Origin of the sequence: Bacillus sp. ISL-41, from assembly GCF_018613235.1 — a bacterium.
Taxonomy (GTDB): Bacteria; Bacillota; Bacilli; order Bacillales; family Cytobacillaceae; genus Mesobacillus.
On record NZ_JAGGQP010000030.1, the window covers coordinates 79,411 to 98,639 of the forward strand.

A 19,229-nucleotide genomic window follows, 5' to 3' on the forward strand; every position below is an offset into this window, starting at 1 on the left:
TAGTAAAGTCATAACATTTACTAGACTTGCACTAGAGAGGTGGAACAATGAGACTTAGTAAACGACCCGGAATAATTGTAGCTGTCCAAGGGACTCAAGTTGTAAAAGCGGCTTTAGCATTTGTGTTTTTTCTCATTGGGATTTTTTCAATAAGCGGAGCGATGACTTCACTGCGGCCTGAATATCGAATCACCTCAGATTCTGTTAATCAGGCCGCGACCAACCTGAATGGCCAGCTGCTATTCAGCCTGATGGGCTGGGAAAACCATCAATTCCTTCAGGCGCTGCCAGAGGACTATGAGACACCGAAGCTGTCGAACGTCATGTTCAAGCTTTCAACCAATATTAATCTGGATGATCCACGGAGCCTGCTTGGCAGGGAGCTCCCCGGTTTTTCACTTTTTGACGGAAAGATTCTAGTAGCCGGTGAAGGAACGAATTATACCAATATGCCAATGGAATCGGCGCCTCCAGTAGATGTATTGATGGCAGAGCAGGAAGCAGCCTTGCAAAATACTGAAGACCTTACATCAGGGTCCCCGGGAATTACAGCGGCACCTCCGCTATCAACTGGAGACCGCAAATCAGTCTATATTTACTTTACACATACTAGAGAATCATACCTTCCATATTTAAAGGGAGTGACCGATCCGAATAAGGCGTACCACTCGCAGGTGAATGTCACGAAGATCGGCGACCAGCTGAAGTCGAGCCTGGAGCAGCGCGGTATTGGAACAACGGTAGATAAAACCGATGTAATGGCTAATCTCAGCAAAAAAGGTCTTGGGTTTGGAAAAGCCTATCAGGAATCACGACCGGTTGTGCAAGCCGCGATGGCTGGGGACCGGAACCTTCAGTACTTTATTGATATCCATCGAGACGGTTACCGCAAAGACAAAACGACGATTCAGATCAACGGCAAGCCATACGCAAAACTGGCATTTGTCATTGGCGGGGAAAATGCCAATTATGAAAAAAACCTTGCTCTCGCAAGGGAACTGCACAGTCTCCTTGATAAAAAATACGGCAAGGGCTTAAGCAGGGGGATTATCGAGAAAAAGGGTGCCTCGACAAATGGAAAGTTCAATCAGGACTTGTCCGGGAATGCATTGTTAATAGAGTTTGGCGGAGTTGACAACACCTTCGAAGAGCTGAACCGGTCCGCCGACGCACTTGCAGATGTTTTCAGCGAATTCTACTGGCAGGCGGAAAAAGTAGATGCCCCAAAACAGGAACCTCCTGACAAACAATAAAAAATCGGTAAGGTGATCGAGATGAAAATGTTCATGCTTAAAAGCTTCATGCTTGCTTCTTTAATGTTCATATCCGTATTGTTTGGCATGCAGCAGGCAAATGAAGGCATCCATAAAATGAAAGGCTACGAAGACCCTGAATTCAAAAGTGCATTCAGCATCAACGAAAACGAAAACGGGAGCTTTGAAACCGCCATTCTAGGAAATGACATTTCCAGCCATGACCTCGAACAAAAACGGAAAAAACTAGAAGAAATGAAAGCATTCAACCTCTTTTCATCACTAGGAAAACAACTCGCTGATGGAGTATCCACTATCGTCGAGAAAACAGTTGAATTGATTGCAGGGAAGTGAGTAGAGCAGCGGGCTTTGGCCCGCTGTTTTTTGTTTAGAGGTTATTGGGATATTCCAATAAAGATGGCCCTAATAAGGCGTATTGGTAGAAGTAAAATCCAGATTAAGGAAATTACCATCACCATTAAGGCGTATTGGTAGCAGTAAAAACCAGAATAAGGGAAATCTCATCACCAATAAGTCGTATTGGTAGCAATAAAATCCAGAATAAGGGAAATCTCATTACCAATAAGGCGTATTGGTAACAGTAAAAACCAGAATAAGGGAAATCTCATCACCAATAAGTCGTATTGGTAGCAATAAAATCCAGAATAAGGGAAATCTCATTACCAATAAGGCGTATTGGTAACAGTAAAATCCAGATTAAGGAAATTACCATCACCAATAAGGCGTATTGGTAACAGCGAAATCCAGATTAAGGGAAATATCGTCACCAATAAGGTGTATTGGTAGCAGTAAAATCCAGATTAAGGAAATTACCATCACCAATAAGGCGTATTGGTAACAGTAAAATCCAGATTAAGGAAATTACCATCACCAATAAGGCGTATTGGTAGCAGTAAAATCCAGATTAAGGGAAATCTCATCACCAATAAGGTGTATTGGTAGCAGTAAAATCCAGATTAAGAAAATTACCATCACCAATAAGGTGTATTGGTAACAGCAAAATCCAGAATAAGGGAAATATTGGCACCAATAAGGTGTATTGGTAACAGTAAAAACCAGAATAAGGAAATCCCCATCACCAATAAGGCGTATTGGTAATAGTAAAATCCAGATTAAGGGAAATATCGTCACCAATAAGGTGTATTGGTAGCAGTAAAATCCAGATTAAGGGAAATCTCATCACCAATAAGGTGTATTGGTAGCAATAAAATCCAGAATAAGGGAAACCTGGGCACCAATAAGGAGTATTGGTAACAGTAGGATCCATATTAAGGAACTTTTGCCAAAGTATAGTTGATTGACATTAATTTTCTTCAATTGGTGGTAAAGAGATTAAAGCTTCCTAAAAAAACAAAAAAGAAAATCACTAACGACTAAGGCATTAGTGATTTATAAGATACTTATTCATAATACGACCATTGACCATACCCTGAAACGCTGTAATTCTCCTTTAAAACCTGCCTTATTACTGGTTTAGGTAATATTTCACCACACCATTCATAGATGGTATTCGTAGAAATCTTTTTAGTCGGACTTAAGATTCGATGATCTTCAATACTTCGTGATAAAGCTTCTTTGGTATTTTCATGTCTCCCGCATTTCTTGCAAGTTAGTATAACCCCACTATACTCCTCCATAACCGCCCCACAAGAATGGCAAAACACTCCCTTCCGCAGCTGTGCATATTCATATCGTGGTATTTTCGAGAATGGAGATTTCGTCAAATGAGAGGATAGTAATGTTTCGGACAGTCTGGAATGTTGATAATTTAAATCAGACTTCTGGTTATTGATATGGTGGATAAACCGATTAAGGTTGGTCGGAAGGATGATTCGCCTGTTGAGGGGAGCCTGGTACAATGTGAAATCTGGGTTTACAAAAATTAGATAGGGTTCAATGAGGATTTTAAATCCGATACTATTGAAAAATTGTCTTAACAGAGATACGTTCCTTTCGAGTTGAAGCAGTGGATTCTTAACTTCGGTCCCGTTAATTTTCCTGAATGTATCACCGTCAAAATAATACTCACCTTCAAAATTTTTCACTTCAAATAAATAGGTGAGACTTTGTGAAATCATCAGTGAGTCTATTTGGAAATGTGACTGATTCTGTTCAAACAGCAAATCATTCAGAATTAATGATTGAATGACGATACGTTTCAGATACCCATCAAATATCACCTCTCCTTCAAATCCTTTTTTTAGATTGAAATAATATTGTTTCTCCTTCGCTGCTAACTCCATTCTTGGATTCAGCGCCTTCAGCATTCTCAACTCTTCGGATTCAGAGCGATTCTTAATAAACATAATCCACATCCTTTCTACAGTTCATTTTACCTAATAAGTTCCCAATATTCTGTGAACGTTCTGTGGACTCCAAGTCCAGCCCAGTTCAGGCTGCTGTCCGCGAGACTTCCTCTATTATTTATTGAATCTTGATATTCCTGCTGATATAATCAACAATAGTGTACATGCGCGAGTAAAGTAGGAGTGAACGCAATGAACAGAGAAGATAGACTTAATAGACAAAGTAAAATACGAAATTTTTCGATCATCGCCCATATTGACCATGGTAAGTCAACGCTGGCTGACCGTATCCTTGAAAAGACGAATGCATTGACTGCCCGTGAAATGAAGGATCAGCTTTTGGACTCCATGGACCTCGAGCGTGAGCGAGGAATCACGATAAAGCTGAATTCAGTACAATTGAAGTATCAGGCAAAGGATGGAGAAGTTTATACATTCCATTTAATTGATACTCCTGGTCACGTAGACTTCACGTACGAGGTTTCCCGAAGCCTTGCAGCATGTGAGGGAGCGGTCCTTGTTGTCGATGCTGCCCAGGGAATCGAGGCGCAGACATTGGCGAACGTTTACCTTGCAATCGACAATGATCTTGAAATTGTGCCGGTCATCAATAAAATTGATTTGCCGAGTGCGGATCCTGAGCGTGTAAGAAATGAAATTGAAGAAGTAATTGGTCTGGATGCTTCTGAAGCTGTTCTTGCGTCTGCAAAAGCAGGAATCGGAATTGAGGAAATCCTAGAACAAATCGTTGAAAAGGTTCCGGCGCCGCAAGGGAACCCGGACGCACCTTTGAAGGCTTTGATTTTTGACTCATTATACGACGCATACCGCGGCGTAGTTGCTTATATCCGAGTCGTCGATGGAACGGTAAAAGTTGGCGACAAAGTCAGGATGATGGCAACAGGCAAAGAGTTTGAAGTAACAGAGGTTGGAGTGTTTACTCCGAAAGCCACTCCTTCAGAAGAACTGACTGTCGGAGATGTAGGTTTCTTGACTGCTGCGATCAAAAACGTTGGCGACACACGTGTTGGTGATACGATTACAAACGCGAAGAATGGAGCTGCTGAGCCGCTTCCTGGTTACCGCCGTTTGAACCCAATGGTATATTGCGGTCTGTACCCAATTGACTCAGCGAAATTCAATGATCTAAGGGAAGCTCTTGAAAAGCTGGAGCTAAACGATTCAGCGCTTCAGTTCGAACCGGAAACTTCACAGGCGTTAGGCTTCGGTTTCCGCTGCGGATTCCTCGGACTTCTGCACATGGAAATCATTCAGGAGCGTATCGAGCGTGAATTCAAGATTGATCTGATTACGACTGCGCCAAGTGTTATCTATGATGTCATCATGACAGATGGAACTGAATTGAAGGTAGACAACCCGTCTAACATGCCGGATCCTCAGAAGATCGACCGTGTTGAAGAGCCTTATGTAAAAGCAACAATGATGGCCCCGAATGATTATGTCGGCGCGATCATGGAGCTTTGCCAGGAAAAGCGCGGCATCTTCATCGATATGCAATATATGGATGAAACGCGTGTCAGCATTGTCTATGAAATTCCGTTATCAGAAATCGTTTATGACTTCTTCGACCAGCTGAAATCAAGCACGAAAGGCTATGCTTCCTTCGATTATGAGCTGATTGGCTACAAACCTTCCAAGCTTGTGAAGATGGATATCTTGCTGAATGCTGAAAAAGTTGATGCTTTGAGTTTCATCGTTCATAATGATTTTGCCTATGAAAGAGGTAAGGTCATTGTTGAAAAATTGAAGGACCTAATCCCTCGCCAGCAATTCGAGGTGCCAATCCAGGCGGCCATCGGCCAGAAAATCGTTGCCCGTTCGACAATCAAGGCAATGCGCAAAAACGTATTGGCAAAATGTTATGGTGGGGATATCTCACGTAAACGTAAGCTTCTTGAGAAACAAAAAGAAGGTAAAAAGCGCATGAAGCAGGTTGGTTCTGTCGAAGTGCCGCAGGAAGCCTTCATGGCAGTCCTCAAGATGGACGATAACAATACGAAGAAATAAAATAATAAAATAGCAGGGGAGGCTGGATGTGCTTGTTAAACCAAGCGATTCTGGCCTCTTTTTTCAATAATCAAGGCAAAGTTGCCTCATAGGAAGTGAATCAATGATGAAATCAGCATATATCCATATACCCTTCTGCCATCATATCTGCCATTATTGCGATTTTAATAAAGTTTTTATGAAAGGCCAGCCTGTCGATGATTACCTTGATGCTCTCGCAAAAGAAATGGAACTGACTGTGCAAGGCGATCAGGATCTCCTCGATACGATTTTTGTAGGCGGCGGGACTCCGACTGCGCTGGATGAAAGACAATTAGGAAAATTGGTTCAGTCAATCCAGGATAAGCTGAACTTCAACCGTGAAACGGAGTATACATTTGAAGCGAATCCAGGAGACCTGTCAAAAGACAAGCTGGCCATCCTGAAAGATGCTGGTGTCAATCGCCTGAGTTTCGGAGTCCAGACTTTTAATGATGAGCTTTTGAAAAAAATAGGACGCAGCCACCGGGCTAAAGATGTGTTTGAATCAATTGAAAATGCGAAAACAGCGGGCTTTGAAAATATCAGCATTGATCTGATCTACAGCCTTCCCGGCCAGACAAAGCATGATTTCATCGAATCGATCAATACTGCTCTTTCCCTCGGGTTAGTTCATTATTCTGGATATTCATTGATCATTGAACCAAAGACAGTGTTTTATAATTTAATGCAAAAAGGCAAGCTGCCACTTCCAGGTGAGGATGCCGAAGCAGAAATGTATGAAACACTCATGGAGCATATGGAAAAAAGCGGTCTCCATCAATATGAAATCAGCAATTTTGCAGTTGCTGGATACGAAAGCAGACATAATTTAACCTATTGGAATAATGATGAATACTATGGCTTTGGTGCAGGAGCCCATAGTTACGTAAAAGGGATGAGGCAGTCGAACTATGGACCGCTTAAAAAGTATATGGAACCTATTTCGGTGGGTGAACTGCCGATCATGGACTCCCATAAGGTAACGCTTGAAGAGTCGATGGAAGAAGAAATGTTCCTGGGTCTCAGAAAGACAAAAGGTGTCAGTGTTCGACGATTCGAAGAAAAATTCGGCACAAATCCAATGCAAATATTCTCCAGTCAAATTGACGATTGGACGAAGAAAGGCCTGCTGAAAACCGATAATGACACCATCTGTCTAACAAGACAGGGGCGCCTTCTCGGTAATGAAGTTTTTCAATCCTTCATCGGGGTATCAAATCATTGACATCCTCAGCATTTATTGATAAATTATTTTTAGAATTAGCACTCGTTCTTATAGAGTGCTAACAGAGGTGATGATGTTGTTAACAGATCGTCAGGTGCTCATTTTGCAGGTGATTGTTGATGACTTTATTCGTTCAGCTCAACCGATAGGTTCAAGGAGCTTGTCGAAAAAGGAAGAAATAAATTTCAGTTCGGCGACAATCCGGAATGAAATGGCGGATTTGGAGGATATGGGATTCATTGAAAAAACCCATACATCCTCTGGAAGGATTCCATCCGAGAAGGGGTATCGATTTTATGTGGATAACCTTCTGCTGCCACAAAAAGTGAATCATTCAGATATGGCTGCTATAAAATCGATTTTTGCTGAACGGATCTACGAATTGGAAAAAATCGTCCAAAAATCAGCGAGAATTTTATCTGAAATGACGAATTATACGTCAATTGTTTTAGGACCTGCTGTGAAGGATAACAGACTGAAAAAATTGCAGATCGTTCCCTTGAACAAGGATACGGCAATCGCCATCATCATAACGGATACAGGTCATGTAGAAAACAGAATGTTCCATTTCCCAACCAGCATTGATCCATCAGATGTTGAAAAAATGGTCAATATACTGAATGAACGGTTGGCAGGCGTTCCGCTTACCAATCTGAATTCCAAGATCTACAAGGAGATCGCCATGCTGCTCCGACAGCATATCAGCAGTTATGACACACTCCTGAATACCATCATGGATACATTGAACATGCCGGCCAGTGAGAAGGTGTTCTTTGGCGGGAAGACGAATATCCTCAGCCAGCCAGAGTTCAATGATGTCGAGAAGATCCGTAACCTGATGAATATGATTGAACACGAAGATGGTTTATACCATCTGATCAGGCAAAACCCGGCTGGAATCAATGTCAAGATTGGAACAGAAAATGATAACTCTGCAATGGAAAATTGCAGCCTGATTACTGCGACTTATTCCATGGGTGAAGAAAAGTTAGGGTCCATCGCGGTTTTGGGACCGACACGAATGGAGTATTCGAGAGTCATCAGCTTGCTCCAATTGATCAGTACCGATTTGTCCAAGGTACTGACACAGTTGTATCAAAATAAATAAGCATGGAAATATTGATTAAGGGTGGAGCAGCCTGTTCCATCCTGAATTCATGTGTTTTCTACTGAAGCATGTTTGCTTCGTTGAAATATAAACCAATCCAGACCACCTGGAACAGCGGCACTACATGGCCGCGATACTTTGAGGGAGGTGAGTTAACGTGACAGAAGAGAGAAATACTGAGCAAGAATTGAACAGCCAGATGGATGAAGAAACGGTTGAGGAAGTTTTTGCTGAAAATGAAGCTTCTGAAAAAACTGAAGAGATGCCAGCTCAAGAGGAAGAACAAGATCCGATGGTGAAGAAAGTGGCTGAACTGCAAGGGAAGCTTGATGAAGCCGAAAACCGTTACTTGCGCCTTCAGGCTGATTTTGATAACTTCCGCCGCCGTTCAAGGATTGAACTTGAAGCGAGCGCTAAATATAGAGCCCAGAGCATTATTACGGATCTTCTGCCCGCTATTGACAATTTCGAGCGTGCTTTAAAGATGGACGTGGATAATGAACAGGCGAAATCCCTTAAGCAGGGAGTGGAAATGGTGTACCGCAGCTTGCTTGATGCGCTTAAAAATGAAGGCGTTGAGGTAATAGAAGCTGTTGGCAAGGAATTTGATCCGCATCTTCACCAGGCTGTTATGCAGGCTGAAGATGAAAATTTCGGTCCTAACATTGTTGTTGAAGAGTTCCAAAAAGGCTATATGCTCAAGGACCGCATCATTCGTCCAGCAATGGTGAAAGTGAACCAATAACATTGGTATCAGGGCTCTTTTCGAAGAGACTTCTGAATAAAGATTGAATTCATACTCGTAAAAAACCAGGTGCCGTTTTTTACTTTTGCTTCAGAAAGCAATAAAGTTTACGAAAAGAGCCTACATAAAAGAACCAGGAGGTATTTGAAAATGAGTAAAATCATTGGTATTGACTTAGGAACAACTAACTCTTGTGTTGCCGTACTAGAAGGCGGCGAACCAAAGGTAATCCCAAATCCAGAAGGCAACAGAACGACTCCTTCTGTCATCGCGTTCAAAAATGGCGAGCGCCAGGTTGGTGAAGTGGCAAAGCGCCAGGCAATCACTAACCCTAATACAATTATTTCAATCAAGCGTCACATGGGAACAGACCATAAAGTTGAAGCTGAAGGCAAAGAGTACTCCCCACAGGAGCTATCGGCTGTTATACTTCAATATTTGAAGTCTTATGCTGAAGATTATCTTGGTGAGCCTGTAACAAAAGCAGTTATTACAGTTCCTGCATACTTCAACGATGCAGAACGCCAGGCAACTAAGGATGCTGGAAGAATTGCAGGCCTTGAAGTTGAGCGTATCATCAACGAGCCAACGGCTGCTGCACTTGCTTACGGTCTTGATAAAATGGATGAAGACCAGACGATCCTTGTTTATGACCTTGGCGGAGGTACATTCGACGTTTCCATCCTGGAACTTGGCGATGGCGTGTTCGAAGTAAAATCTACTGCAGGTGACAACCGTCTAGGCGGTGACGACTTTGACCAGGTAATCATTGACTACTTGGTAGAACAATTCAAGAAAGAAAATGGCATTGACCTTTCAAAAGATAAAATGGCTCTTCAGCGCTTGAAGGATGCTGCAGAAAAAGCGAAGAAGGACCTTTCCGGGGTAACTTCTACACAGATTTCACTTCCGTTCATCACGGCTGGGGAAGCTGGACCGCTTCACCTTGAAGTGAACATGACTCGCGCTAAATTCGAAGAGCTATCTGCAGATTTGGTAGAGCGTACAATGGGACCAACTCGCCAGGCGCTTAAAGATGCTGGCTTAAGCCCATCTGAACTGGATAAAGTTATCCTTGTCGGCGGATCTACACGTATCCCGGCTGTACAAGAAGCAATCAAAAAAGAAACTGGAAAAGATCCACACAGAGGCGTAAACCCTGATGAAGTTGTAGCAATGGGTGCAGCGATCCAGGGCGGCGTTATCTCTGGTGATGTAAAGGATGTCGTTCTTCTTGACGTTACTCCGCTTTCACTTGGTATTGAAACAATGGGCGGCGTATTCACAAAGCTGATCGATCGCAATACAACAATTCCTACTTCAAAATCACAGGTATTCTCAACAGCCGCTGACAACCAGACTGCCGTTGATATCCACGTGCTTCAAGGTGAGCGTTCAATGGCTTCTGCCAACAAGACACTTGGCCGTTTCCAGTTGGCTGATATCCCGCCAGCACCACGCGGAGTACCTCAAATCGAAGTAACATTCGATATCGACAAGAATGGTATCGTAAACGTACGCGCGAAGGATCTTGGTACAAACAAAGAACAGCAAATCACAATCAAGTCTTCTACAGGACTATCTGATGAAGAAATCGACCGCATGGTAAGAGAGGCGGAAGAAAACGCTGAAGCTGACAAGAAGCTTAAAGAAGAAGTGGAACTTCGCAACGAAGCGGATCAGTTAGTATTCACTGCTGAAAAGACTTTGAAGGACCTTGAAGGCAAGGTAGATGAAGAAGAAGTCAAGAAGGCAAACGAAGCTAAAGATGAGCTGAAGGCTGCAATCGAAAAAGGCGAAATTGAAGAAATCCGTACTAAGAAGGATGCTCTTCAAGAAATCGTTACAAACCTAAGCGTCAAGCTTTACGAAGAAGCTGCCAAGCAACAGCAGGCACAACAAGGCGCAGAAGGTCAAGAAGGAAAGAACGACGACAATGTCGTAGACGCAGAATTCGAAGAAGTAAATGACGATAAATAAAATGCAATAAATAATCAAAGGCTGTTATATTTCGATATTGATTCTTACACCTCTGTTGATTGTAGTGGAAGGCGCGAAGACTCCTCCGAAAATGCTAACGCATTTCCATCGTGCGTGGGCGAACTCGAAGAAGCTTTTCAAAGTCCTGCGGGATTAGTAAGTCACGGGAGACCCCGCAGGTGCTGAAAGCGCCGAGCAGGCTCGCGGACTGCCCGCGGAAAGCGAAGCGCCTGGAACGAAAATCAACAGCCTTGTATAACAAGCCACCCAAAAAGTCAAAGTCAGGTCATACTTGGCTTTGGCTTTTTTAATGCCAACTGGCTAATTAAACACAGCCAATGAATTAATAAAAAGACACAAAATACCGCATAACCAGATATTTTAAATATTGCGTATGAATGTACGGGAATGTTAGAATTATCTTTATGTGAAAAGATTCGGGAGTGGTAATCATGAGTAAACGGGATTACTATGAAGTCCTCGGAGTCAGTAATTCGGCTTCGAAGGATGAAATAAAGAAGGCTTACCGCAAGCTTTCTAAACAATTCCATCCGGACATCAATAAAGAGCCGGGAGCAGATGAAAAGTTTAAAGAAGTAAAAGAAGCGTATGAGGTATTGAGCGACGATCAAAAGCGAGCTCATTATGACCAGTTTGGCCATGTCGACCCTAACCAGGGATTTGGCGGCGGCGGTGATTTCGGCGGCGGTTTTGGAGGTTTCGAAGATATTTTCAATTCCTTCTTCGGCGGCGGAGGCGGCAGACGCCGTGATCCAAACGCGCCAAGACAGGGTGCCGATCTTCAGTACACAATGACCTTGAAGTTCGAGGAAGCTGTATTTGGCAAGGAAACAGATATCGAGATCCCTCGTGAAGAAGAGTGCGATACGTGTGACGGAACTGGTGCAAAGCCTGGGACGAAAGTTGATACATGTAAACACTGTCATGGCAGCGGACAAATCAGCGTGGAACAAAACACGCCATTTGGACGTATCGTTAACCGCCGTGTGTGTCATTACTGTAATGGAACAGGTAAGGAAATCAAAGAAAAATGTTCAACTTGCTCTGGCACCGGGAAGGTTACCAGAAGGAATAAAATTCATGTTAAAATCCCGGCTGGTGTCGATGATGGCCAGCAGCTGAGAGTAGCAGGAAAAGGCGAAGCCGGTATCAATGGCGGCCCTGCAGGCGACCTTTACATTGTATTCCACATCAGGTCGCATGAATTCTTTGAGCGTGACGGCGATGATATTTATTGCGAAATGCCGATTACATTTGTCCAGGCAGCACTGGGTGATGAAGTCGAAGTCCCTACACTGCACGGCAAAGTTAAATTGAAAGTTCCTGCTGGAACACAGACGGGCACAAAGTTCCGCCTGAAGGGCAAAGGTGTCCCAAATGTCCGCGGATATGGTACGGGAGACCAGCATGTCCTTGTTCGAATCGTGACCCCGACAAAACTGTCTGAAAAGCAAAAGCAGCTTCTCCGTGAGTTTGCTGAAGTAAGCGGACAGTCTCCACTTGGGGAGCAGGAGGAAAGCTTTTTTTCAAAAGTAAAACGTGCCTTTAAAGGTGATTAATCGAATGGAGTTGGTATAAATGAAATGGTCTGAAATCAGCATTTTAACTACAAATGAAGCGGTTGAGCCGATTTCCAATATCCTGCACGAAGCAGGCGCGAGCGGAGTGGTTATTGAAGATCCGCTGGAGCTTGAGAAGGAGAGAGAGGACCAGTTCGGAGAAATATACCAGCTTAATCCAGACGATTATCCGGAAGAAGGAGTCATTGTAAAAGCTTATCTGCCGGTAAACAGTTTCCTTGGAGAAACGGTTGATGAGATAAAAGAAGCGATCAATAACCTGATAATCTACAATATTGATATCGGGTTGAATAAAGTATCAATCAGTGAAGTGAATGAGGAAGAGTGGGCAACTGCCTGGAAGAAGTACTACAATCCTGTTAAAATTTCCGAGAAATTCACAATTGTCCCGACCTGGGAGGATTACACTCCCGTCAACACGGACGAATTGATCATCGAGCTTGATCCAGGCATGGCATTCGGCACTGGAACACACCCGACAACGGTCATGTGTATCCAGGCGCTGGAAAGAACTGTCCAGCCTGGCGACCGAGTCGTGGATGTTGGAACAGGTTCAGGTGTTCTCAGTATTGCAGCAGCTAAACTCGGTGCAGGAAAAGTAGAAGCGATGGACCTTGATGATGTAGCCGTGCAGGTTGCAAAACTCAATCTCAAGCTCAACAAAGTCCACGATGTCGCAACCATCTCACAAAACAACCTTCTTGACGGTGTTGAAGAAGGAGCGGATATTGTAGTGGCGAATATCCTCGCAGAAGTCATTCTGCGCTTTGCTGATGATGCAGGCAAGGTCGTAAAAAATGGCGGATACTTCATTACTTCTGGCATCATCCAGCAGAAGAAAGAAGTCGTCAAGGATGCAATGATCAACGCAGGGTTTGAAATAGAAGAGATAATTTCTATGGAAGACTGGGCTGCGATCATCAGCAAAAAGAAATAATGTGGAAAAGGGGGAAAGTAAATCCCCTTTTTTCTGTCTATTTTACTCTGAGAAATGTCTAGCTCCAGCGCCTAGTTCCCCGTAAGCTTGTCGAGGCTGATCCAGGCGCTCACGCTTTTCAGAAAGCAGGTGTTGTGATGCAGCGATATTTTATTGATGGACAAGGTAATATGGAACAGTTCCATATTAGCGGCGATGATTATCATCACATTGTACGTGTTATGAGGATGAAGGCAGGTGACGAAATCATCTGTGTCACGCCCGCGGGAAAAAGCGCGGTTTGCCAGATTGCAGAAATTACCGATGAAATCGTTGTGGCAAACGTTGTAAAATGGGAGGAAGGGACTACTGAGCTCCCGGTCCATGTCGTGATTGCGAGCGGTCTGCCCAAAGGGGATAAGCTCGAATTAATTATTCAGAAGGGTACCGAACTCGGTGCCTATGAATTTGTCCCTTTTACCGCATCCCGCTCAATCGTTAAATGGGACGGCAAGAAGGCTGCCAAAAAGGTTGAACGCTGGCAGAAGATTGCCAAGGAAGCTGCTGAGCAGTCGCACCGCAGTTATGTTCCAGAAGTGAAAGAACCGGTCAGTCTTAAAGAACTGATCAAAGCAAGCGGTGAGTATACTTATAAGCTAGTTGCTTATGAGGAAGAAGCGAGGGAAGGTGAAGCTTCGGTCCTTTCTTCTACTCTGGCGAAATTGGGGGAAGGCGACAGCCTCCTGATTGTATTTGGGCCAGAGGGAGGACTTACCTCTGCTGAAGTTGACCTTTTAAATAGGAATGGATTTTTAGCTTGTGGTCTCGGGCCGCGCATCTTGCGTACAGAAACAGCGCCGCTATATGCCTTGTCTGCTGTTTCTTATCATTTTGAATTATTGGGGTGAAGATAATGCCTACAGTTGCTTTTCATACATTAGGTTGTAAGGTTAACCATTACGAAACAGAAGCCATTTGGCAATTATTTAAGGAACAAGGGTACGATAGAGTAGAATTTGAGTCTACTTCAGATGTTTATGTCATCAACACCTGTACGGTAACGAATACAGGGGACAAGAAAAGCCGTCAGGTCATCCGCCGGGCTGTGCGAAAGAATCCGGATGCTGTTATTTGTGTTACCGGCTGCTACGCGCAAACATCGCCGGCAGAAATCATGGCGATTCCTGGAGTTGATATCGTTGTCGGAACCCAGGACCGCGTAAAAATGCTAGAGTATATTGAACAGTACAAGCAAGAGCGCCAGCCGATTAATGCTGTTGGCAATATCATGAAGAACCGAGTTTATGAGGAACTTGATGTACCGGCATTTACTGACCGCACAAGAGCCTCTTTGAAAATCCAGGAAGGATGCAATAACTTCTGCACCTTCTGTATCATTCCATGGGCACGCGGTTTGATGAGATCCCGTGATCCACAGGAGGTCATTCGCCAGGCTCAGCAGCTTGTTGATGCTGGATACAAGGAAATCGTCCTTACTGGTATCCATACAGGCGGCTACGGTGAAGACATGAAGGACTACAACCTTGCTGCACTGCTTAGAGACCTTGAGGCACAAGTTAAAGGCATTAAGCGCCTGCGTATTTCTTCTATTGAAGCGAGTCAGATCACAGACGAAGTGATTGAGGTAATCGATCAATCGAATATTATTGTCCGTCACTTGCACATCCCGCTCCAATCAGGATCTGACACAGTATTGAAGCGTATGCGCCGTAAATACACAATGGAATTTTTTGGAGAGCGTCTAGACCGGCTTAAGGAAGTATTGCCAGGTCTTGCAGTTACCTCTGATATCATTGTCGGTTTCCCAGGTGAAACAGAAGAAGAGTTCATGGAAACCTATAGTTTCATCAAAAAGCATCAATTCTCAGAGCTGCATGTTTTCCCTTATTCAAAACGGACAGGCACTCCTGCTGCAAGAATGGAAGACCAGGTGGATGAAGACGTGAAAAACGAACGCGTTCACAGATTGATTGAGCTTTCCAATCAGCTTGCTAAGGAATATGCCTCACATTTTGAGAATGAAGTGCTTGAAGTGATTCCTGAAGAAATCTATAAGGAAGAGCCAGACAGCGGACTATATGTAGGTTATACAGACAACTATTTGAAAGTTGTTTTCCCTGCTACTGAAGAGATGATCGGTAAAATTGTGAAGGTCAAGATTGCGAAAGCAGGCTATCCTTACAATGAAGGGCAATTTGTCCGAGTACTTGAAGATGAAATTTTAGCTGAACAAGCTGTTATATAGTCAATGTGAAAGAGCTGGCAAAATGCCAGCTCTTTCTTTGAATGTAAGGACCGATTTAGTAAGTTATCGACCATGTTTTTAGCGTATATCGACCATATTTAAGAATATATAAGCGGAAAATAAAGCATATCGTAGCATTTCCGATTTTTTCGTCCAAATGAAGTTTACTAACTAGATTCTTCTTTCCCATGAATGAATTCAATCATCCTGCCGAATTTCTCGGCAACAGGAAGAACGAGCAATGAAGCGATGATGTTGTAAACGACACTGACATGCGCCAGCTGAACTTCGGGTCTTGCGGCTGTCATTGGAGCAAGTGAAGCAACTTGATCGATGAAGGGATAGAAGACTGCTGCTCCAGCAATATTCAGCCATACGTGTGCAAACGCTGTAAGCCTGGCCTCTTTGCCGGCACCAATCGACGCCAGCATGGCAGTAATGCAAGTGCCTATATTCGCACCGAGCATCGCCGCAATTGCTGAATTCATGCTTAATGTGCCTTCAGACAAAAATCCCATGATGATCCCTGTCATCGCTGTGCTTGATTGGATCATGGCAGTTACAACCGTGCCTGTCAGAATGCTGATCAAATGGCTGTTGTTCAAATTTACGAGCGCAGCCTCAACAATTGGCAAGCTGGTCACAGGATCAGCAAGGAAAGTGAAGCCGCGCATTGCAGCGAAAACTGCAGCAATCCCAAAAGAAATAGCACCGATGTTTTGCCATGTTTTATTTCGCGCTACCATTAAAATCGCACCAATAACAGCGAAAGGCACGATAAATGCATCGATGTTGAAAGTGATGATTTCAAGGGTGAAGGTTGTTCCTATATTTGATCCAAGGATAATCCCGATTGATTGTGAGAATTTCAGCAGTCCGGCAGAAATCAATCCAATCGTAATCACCATGACAGCTGAACTGCTATGCAAAAGGGCCGTAACTATGGTACCGGCCAACAATCCTTTAAGTGGTGTATCAGTCATGATGGTCAGCCAGTTCTTCATTCTGCTTGCGGAAAGTTCGAACAAGCCTTTCCGAAGCAATGTCATTCCGCCGATGAAAACAGCGAGAAACAATAGGAAAAATAATAGATAGACCATAGGACACCCCCTCCCATTTAAATGTATGAAAAGGAGTGCAGGACATGCTAATAAATTTTTTAGTCTGAATGATATCCTGCAAAAGTACATAATGTAAAAACAAGGGCTAATTACAGTTGACCTCCTGCCAGTGATATATTATAATTGCAAGGTACATGGTTTCCATGTGTTTTGGTGTTAGTGTGTTGTGCTCGGAGGGAGGGAAAGAGAATGTCTAAAACTGTCGTTCGTAAAAACGAATCGCTTGAAGATGCTCTTCGACGCTTCAAACGTACTGTATCTAAATCAGGTACTATCCAAGAAGCTAGAAAGCGCGAATTCTACGAAAAACCTAGTGTAAAGCGTAAGAAAAAGTCTGAAGCTGCTAGAAAACGCAAGTTCTAAGAGAGGGTGGAATCAACTTGAGCCTGCTCGAGCGTTTAAATAATGATATGAAACAAGCGATGAAGAACAAAGAAAAGGACAGACTCACGACGATTCGGATGGTCAAAGCATCCCTGCAAAACGAAGCAATCAAGTTCGGCAAGCAGGAATTATCCGAAGAAGAAGAGTTAACTGTACTTTCTCGTGAAGTGAAACAACGCAAAGATTCCCTCCAGGAATTTGAAAAAGCTGGTCGTCAAGACCTCGTTGAAAAGATACAAACAGAATTAAAGCATGTCGAAATTTACATGCCACAGCAGCTTAGCGAAGAAGAAGTGACGGCAATCGTCAAAGAAGCTATCGCAGAGACCGGTGCGGCATCTAAAGCCGATATGGGTAGAGTAATGGCTGTCCTTATGCCTAAAGTAAAAGGTAAAGCAGACGGATCTCTCGTTAATAAACTTGTACAACAACACCTTTCATAAAAAGCTCGAAGGCCGCAGGATATTCTTGCGGCCTTTTTAGCTCATACTAAAATGTGTCCTGGGATGATGCTTTGTGTTATGTTGATTAATATACATATTGGTGATAACCCAATCGGTTTACCTCGTTCTATAAGCCAGAAAGAGGCCGTTGGTCCACAAACGGTTGCATAAAAGATATTCTATAAGCCCAAAAAGAGGGCCCGCCGCTGCAAAAGGTCACATAGAAAGATTCTATAAGCACAAAGAGGGCACACCCCTGCAAAAGGTCCCATAGAAAAAATTTATGAGCCACAAAACGAGACTCCGCCCGAATGGTAGATTCCCTAGATTTTAATAAAGCAAAACTAAAAATTCACTACATGAATTTTTTCGGAAATCTGTAAAAAATCTATGAAACCTTTTGGTGCGCGAATGCGTATTACCACTATGGCCTTATTTTAATGAATGGAGGTGCCGAATTGAAAATAAAATCAGTGGTTGCGAGCATCATCATCCTCTTGTCACTGGCCAGCTGGATCTACCCGTTCACTGCAGATGCTGATCAAAAAGTGGTCTATGTGGTGCCGATTGAAGAAACTGTGGAGAAGGGCCTGCTTGCCTTCCTGGAGAGGGCGGTTGAGGAGGCAGAAGAGGCTGGTGCGGAAGCAATCATCTTTGATGTGAATACACCTGGCGGGGCGGTTGACGCGGCTGGCGGTATTGGCAAGCTGCTGACAGGCACTGACCTAAAAACTGTAGCATTCGTCAATAAGCAGGCATTATCCGCAGGTGCATATATTTCCCTGAATACTGATGAAATTTATATGGTTCCCGGTTCTACAATGGGATCAGCTGCAATCATTGACCAGCAAGGCAATACCGCTGGAAAAAAAGCGGAGTCCTATTGGTTTGCTGCCATGAAAGCAGCAGCGGTTGAAAGCGGGCGGGATCCGATATATGCCCAGGCAATGGCAGATGACAGCATCGACCTTCCGGAGCTTGGTGCAGGCAAAGGGGAGCTGCTTACCCTGACGGCGGAGCAGGCTCTCGAGGTTGGGTATTCCGAGGGGACTGTCAAAAATCTCGATGAGTTATTGAAAAAACTAGGCTATGAGGATGCGGAAATCCGAAATGTGAACGAGACTTTCGCTGAAAAACTGGCGAGATTCATCACGCATCCAGTCGTTATCCCGATTTTGATGACAATCGGCAGTTTAGGGCTGGTTCTTGAGCTGTATTCTCCAGGGTTTGGTCTGCCGGGAATTGCCGGCTTGTCTGCTTTGCTTTTATTCTTCTATGGGCATATGGTTGCCGGCCTGGCAGGTTTCGAGACATTGATTCTGTTCGCGCTTGGTGTTGGGCTAATATTGCTCGAGTTATTCATCCCTGGAGGAATAGCCGGCATAATCGGGTTATTAGCAATTATTGCAAGCTTTTTTATGGCATCAGATAATGTGGTCCATATGGGAATATCGTTATTGATAGCCTTGACTGCGTCCATCGTTTTATCTATTTTAATGATAAGGGTGTTTGGAAAAAAGATGAAATTTTTCAGAAGAATCATACTGACAGATTCAACAAGCACTGAAAAGGGTTATGTATCCAATAAAAACCGCCTGGAACTTATTGGGGTAGAAGGAATTACGCTCACTCCCCTCAGACCTTCTGGAACGATCATTGTTGATGATGAGCGCATTGATGCAGTCAGTGAGGGTGGATTTATTGCAAAGGACAAGAGAGTTAGGATTGTAAAAACGGAAGGTTCTAGAATTGTGGTCAGGGAGATTAAAGATATCTAATTTGTTCTTTCATTGTATTGTTCATTGAGGTAT

At 43.6% G+C, this 19,229-nt stretch carries 16 protein-coding genes; 14 read left to right on the plus strand and 2 right to left on the minus strand.

The window, feature by feature from the left end:
- The first annotated feature begins 47 nt into the window (after window positions 1-47).
- Together spoIIP and J7I80_RS15890 are read left to right on the plus strand one after the other, a co-directional pair.
- A complete protein-coding gene (gene spoIIP, locus J7I80_RS15885) occupies window positions 48-1,253 on the plus strand; it encodes a stage II sporulation protein P (protein ID WP_214739334.1) in 1,206 nt (401 codons plus the stop codon).
- A 21-nt stretch (window positions 1,254-1,274) separates the two neighbouring features.
- Window positions 1,275-1,607: a YqxA family protein gene (locus tag J7I80_RS15890; RefSeq protein ID WP_214739336.1), complete on the plus strand. Its 333-nt coding sequence runs from the start codon at window positions 1,275-1,277 to the stop codon at window positions 1,605-1,607.
- Between the two features lie 1,067 nt (window positions 1,608-2,674).
- Here J7I80_RS15890 and J7I80_RS15895 read toward each other — a convergent pair.
- Window positions 2,675-3,580, minus strand: a complete 906-nt coding sequence (locus tag J7I80_RS15895) for a nuclease-related domain-containing protein (protein WP_214739338.1) — start codon at window positions 3,578-3,580, stop codon at window positions 2,675-2,677.
- A gap of 192 nt (window positions 3,581-3,772) precedes the next feature.
- On the opposite strand from J7I80_RS15895, the gene lepA reads away from it, so the two are divergent.
- The 9 genes from lepA to mtaB all read left to right on the plus strand — a co-directional run bounded on the left by lepA (window position 3,773) and on the right by mtaB (window position 15,470).
- On the plus strand, window positions 3,773-5,608 hold the full coding sequence (lepA, locus tag J7I80_RS15900) for a translation elongation factor 4 (RefSeq protein ID WP_214739340.1): 1,836 nt from the start codon (window positions 3,773-3,775) through the stop codon (window positions 5,606-5,608).
- Window positions 5,609-5,711: 103 nt separating this feature from the next.
- Window positions 5,712-6,854 carry a radical SAM family heme chaperone HemW gene (gene hemW / locus J7I80_RS15905; RefSeq protein WP_214739342.1) on the plus strand — a complete coding sequence of 381 codons (1,143 nt, stop codon included), beginning with the start codon at window positions 5,712-5,714 and terminating at the stop codon, window positions 6,852-6,854.
- 76 nt (window positions 6,855-6,930) lie between these two features.
- Window positions 6,931-7,962 (plus strand): heat-inducible transcriptional repressor HrcA, encoded by a 1,032-nt coding sequence (gene hrcA / locus J7I80_RS15910; protein ID WP_214739344.1) that lies wholly within the window; start codon window positions 6,931-6,933, stop codon window positions 7,960-7,962.
- 157 nt (window positions 7,963-8,119) lie between these two features.
- Window positions 8,120-8,707 carry a nucleotide exchange factor GrpE gene (gene grpE, locus J7I80_RS15915; protein WP_214739346.1) on the plus strand — a complete coding sequence of 196 codons (588 nt, stop codon included), beginning with the start codon at window positions 8,120-8,122 and terminating at the stop codon, window positions 8,705-8,707.
- Between the two features lie 150 nt (window positions 8,708-8,857).
- The gene (dnaK, locus tag J7I80_RS15920; protein ID WP_214739348.1) at window positions 8,858-10,687 is read left to right on the plus strand and encodes a molecular chaperone DnaK; all 1,830 of its coding nucleotides are present in this window, start codon (window positions 8,858-8,860) and stop codon (window positions 10,685-10,687) included.
- Window positions 10,688-11,139: 452 nt separating this feature from the next.
- Window positions 11,140-12,267: a molecular chaperone DnaJ gene (gene dnaJ / locus J7I80_RS15925; RefSeq protein ID WP_214739350.1), complete on the plus strand. Its 1,128-nt coding sequence runs from the start codon at window positions 11,140-11,142 to the stop codon at window positions 12,265-12,267.
- A 19-nt stretch (window positions 12,268-12,286) separates the two neighbouring features.
- Entirely contained in the window at window positions 12,287-13,225 is a 939-nt protein-coding gene (prmA, locus tag J7I80_RS15930) for a 50S ribosomal protein L11 methyltransferase (protein ID WP_214739352.1), read from the plus strand.
- Between the two features lie 137 nt (window positions 13,226-13,362).
- A complete protein-coding gene (locus J7I80_RS15935) occupies window positions 13,363-14,112 on the plus strand; it encodes a 16S rRNA (uracil(1498)-N(3))-methyltransferase (RefSeq protein WP_214739354.1) in 750 nt (249 codons plus the stop codon).
- A 5-nt stretch (window positions 14,113-14,117) separates the two neighbouring features.
- Window positions 14,118-15,470, plus strand: a complete 1,353-nt coding sequence (gene mtaB, locus J7I80_RS15940) for a tRNA (N(6)-L-threonylcarbamoyladenosine(37)-C(2))-methylthiotransferase MtaB (protein WP_214739356.1) — start codon at window positions 14,118-14,120, stop codon at window positions 15,468-15,470.
- Between the two features lie 167 nt (window positions 15,471-15,637).
- On the opposite strand, the gene J7I80_RS15945 is transcribed toward mtaB, so the two are convergent.
- Window positions 15,638-16,570 carry a Na/Pi symporter gene (locus tag J7I80_RS15945; protein ID WP_214739358.1) on the minus strand — a complete coding sequence of 311 codons (933 nt, stop codon included), beginning with the start codon at window positions 16,568-16,570 and terminating at the stop codon, window positions 15,638-15,640.
- Between the two features lie 210 nt (window positions 16,571-16,780).
- Between J7I80_RS15945 and rpsU the strand changes: the two genes are divergently transcribed.
- From rpsU to J7I80_RS15960, 3 genes are all read left to right on the plus strand, one after another.
- The gene (rpsU, locus tag J7I80_RS15950) at window positions 16,781-16,954 is read left to right on the plus strand and encodes a 30S ribosomal protein S21 (protein ID WP_015595024.1); all 174 of its coding nucleotides are present in this window, start codon (window positions 16,781-16,783) and stop codon (window positions 16,952-16,954) included.
- Between the two features lie 17 nt (window positions 16,955-16,971).
- Window positions 16,972-17,418 (plus strand): GatB/YqeY domain-containing protein, encoded by a 447-nt coding sequence (locus J7I80_RS15955; protein WP_214739360.1) that lies wholly within the window; start codon window positions 16,972-16,974, stop codon window positions 17,416-17,418.
- Between the two features lie 464 nt (window positions 17,419-17,882).
- The gene (locus J7I80_RS15960; RefSeq protein ID WP_483297711.1) at window positions 17,883-19,196 is read left to right on the plus strand and encodes an NfeD family protein; all 1,314 of its coding nucleotides are present in this window, start codon (window positions 17,883-17,885) and stop codon (window positions 19,194-19,196) included.
- Window positions 19,197-19,229: the final 33 nt, after the last annotated feature.

Excerpts from the sequence above, each read along its gene's own strand:
- dnaJ (WP_214739350.1), top strand. The coding sequence starts at position 11,140 with ATGAGTAAACGGGATTACTATGAAGTCCTCGGAGTCAGTAATTCGGCT.
- J7I80_RS15895 (WP_214739338.1), bottom strand. The coding sequence starts at position 3,580 with ATGTTTATTAAGAATCGCTCTGAATCCGAAGAGTTGAGAATGCTGAAG.
- rpsU (WP_015595024.1), top strand. The coding sequence starts at position 16,781 with ATGTCTAAAACTGTCGTTCGTAAAAACGAATCGCTTGAAGATGCTCTT.
- lepA (WP_214739340.1), top strand. The coding sequence starts at position 3,773 with ATGAACAGAGAAGATAGACTTAATAGACAAAGTAAAATACGAAATTTT.
- dnaK (WP_214739348.1), top strand. The coding sequence starts at position 8,858 with ATGAGTAAAATCATTGGTATTGACTTAGGAACAACTAACTCTTGTGTT.
- hemW (WP_214739342.1), top strand. The coding sequence starts at position 5,712 with ATGATGAAATCAGCATATATCCATATACCCTTCTGCCATCATATCTGC.
- mtaB (WP_214739356.1), top strand. The coding sequence starts at position 14,118 with ATGCCTACAGTTGCTTTTCATACATTAGGTTGTAAGGTTAACCATTAC.
- spoIIP (WP_214739334.1), top strand. The coding sequence starts at position 48 with ATGAGACTTAGTAAACGACCCGGAATAATTGTAGCTGTCCAAGGGACT.
- J7I80_RS15945 (WP_214739358.1), bottom strand. The coding sequence starts at position 16,570 with ATGGTCTATCTATTATTTTTCCTATTGTTTCTCGCTGTTTTCATCGGC.
- J7I80_RS15890 (WP_214739336.1), top strand. The coding sequence starts at position 1,275 with ATGAAAATGTTCATGCTTAAAAGCTTCATGCTTGCTTCTTTAATGTTC.
- J7I80_RS15935 (WP_214739354.1), top strand. The coding sequence starts at position 13,363 with ATGCAGCGATATTTTATTGATGGACAAGGTAATATGGAACAGTTCCAT.
- prmA (WP_214739352.1), top strand. The coding sequence starts at position 12,287 with ATGAAATGGTCTGAAATCAGCATTTTAACTACAAATGAAGCGGTTGAG.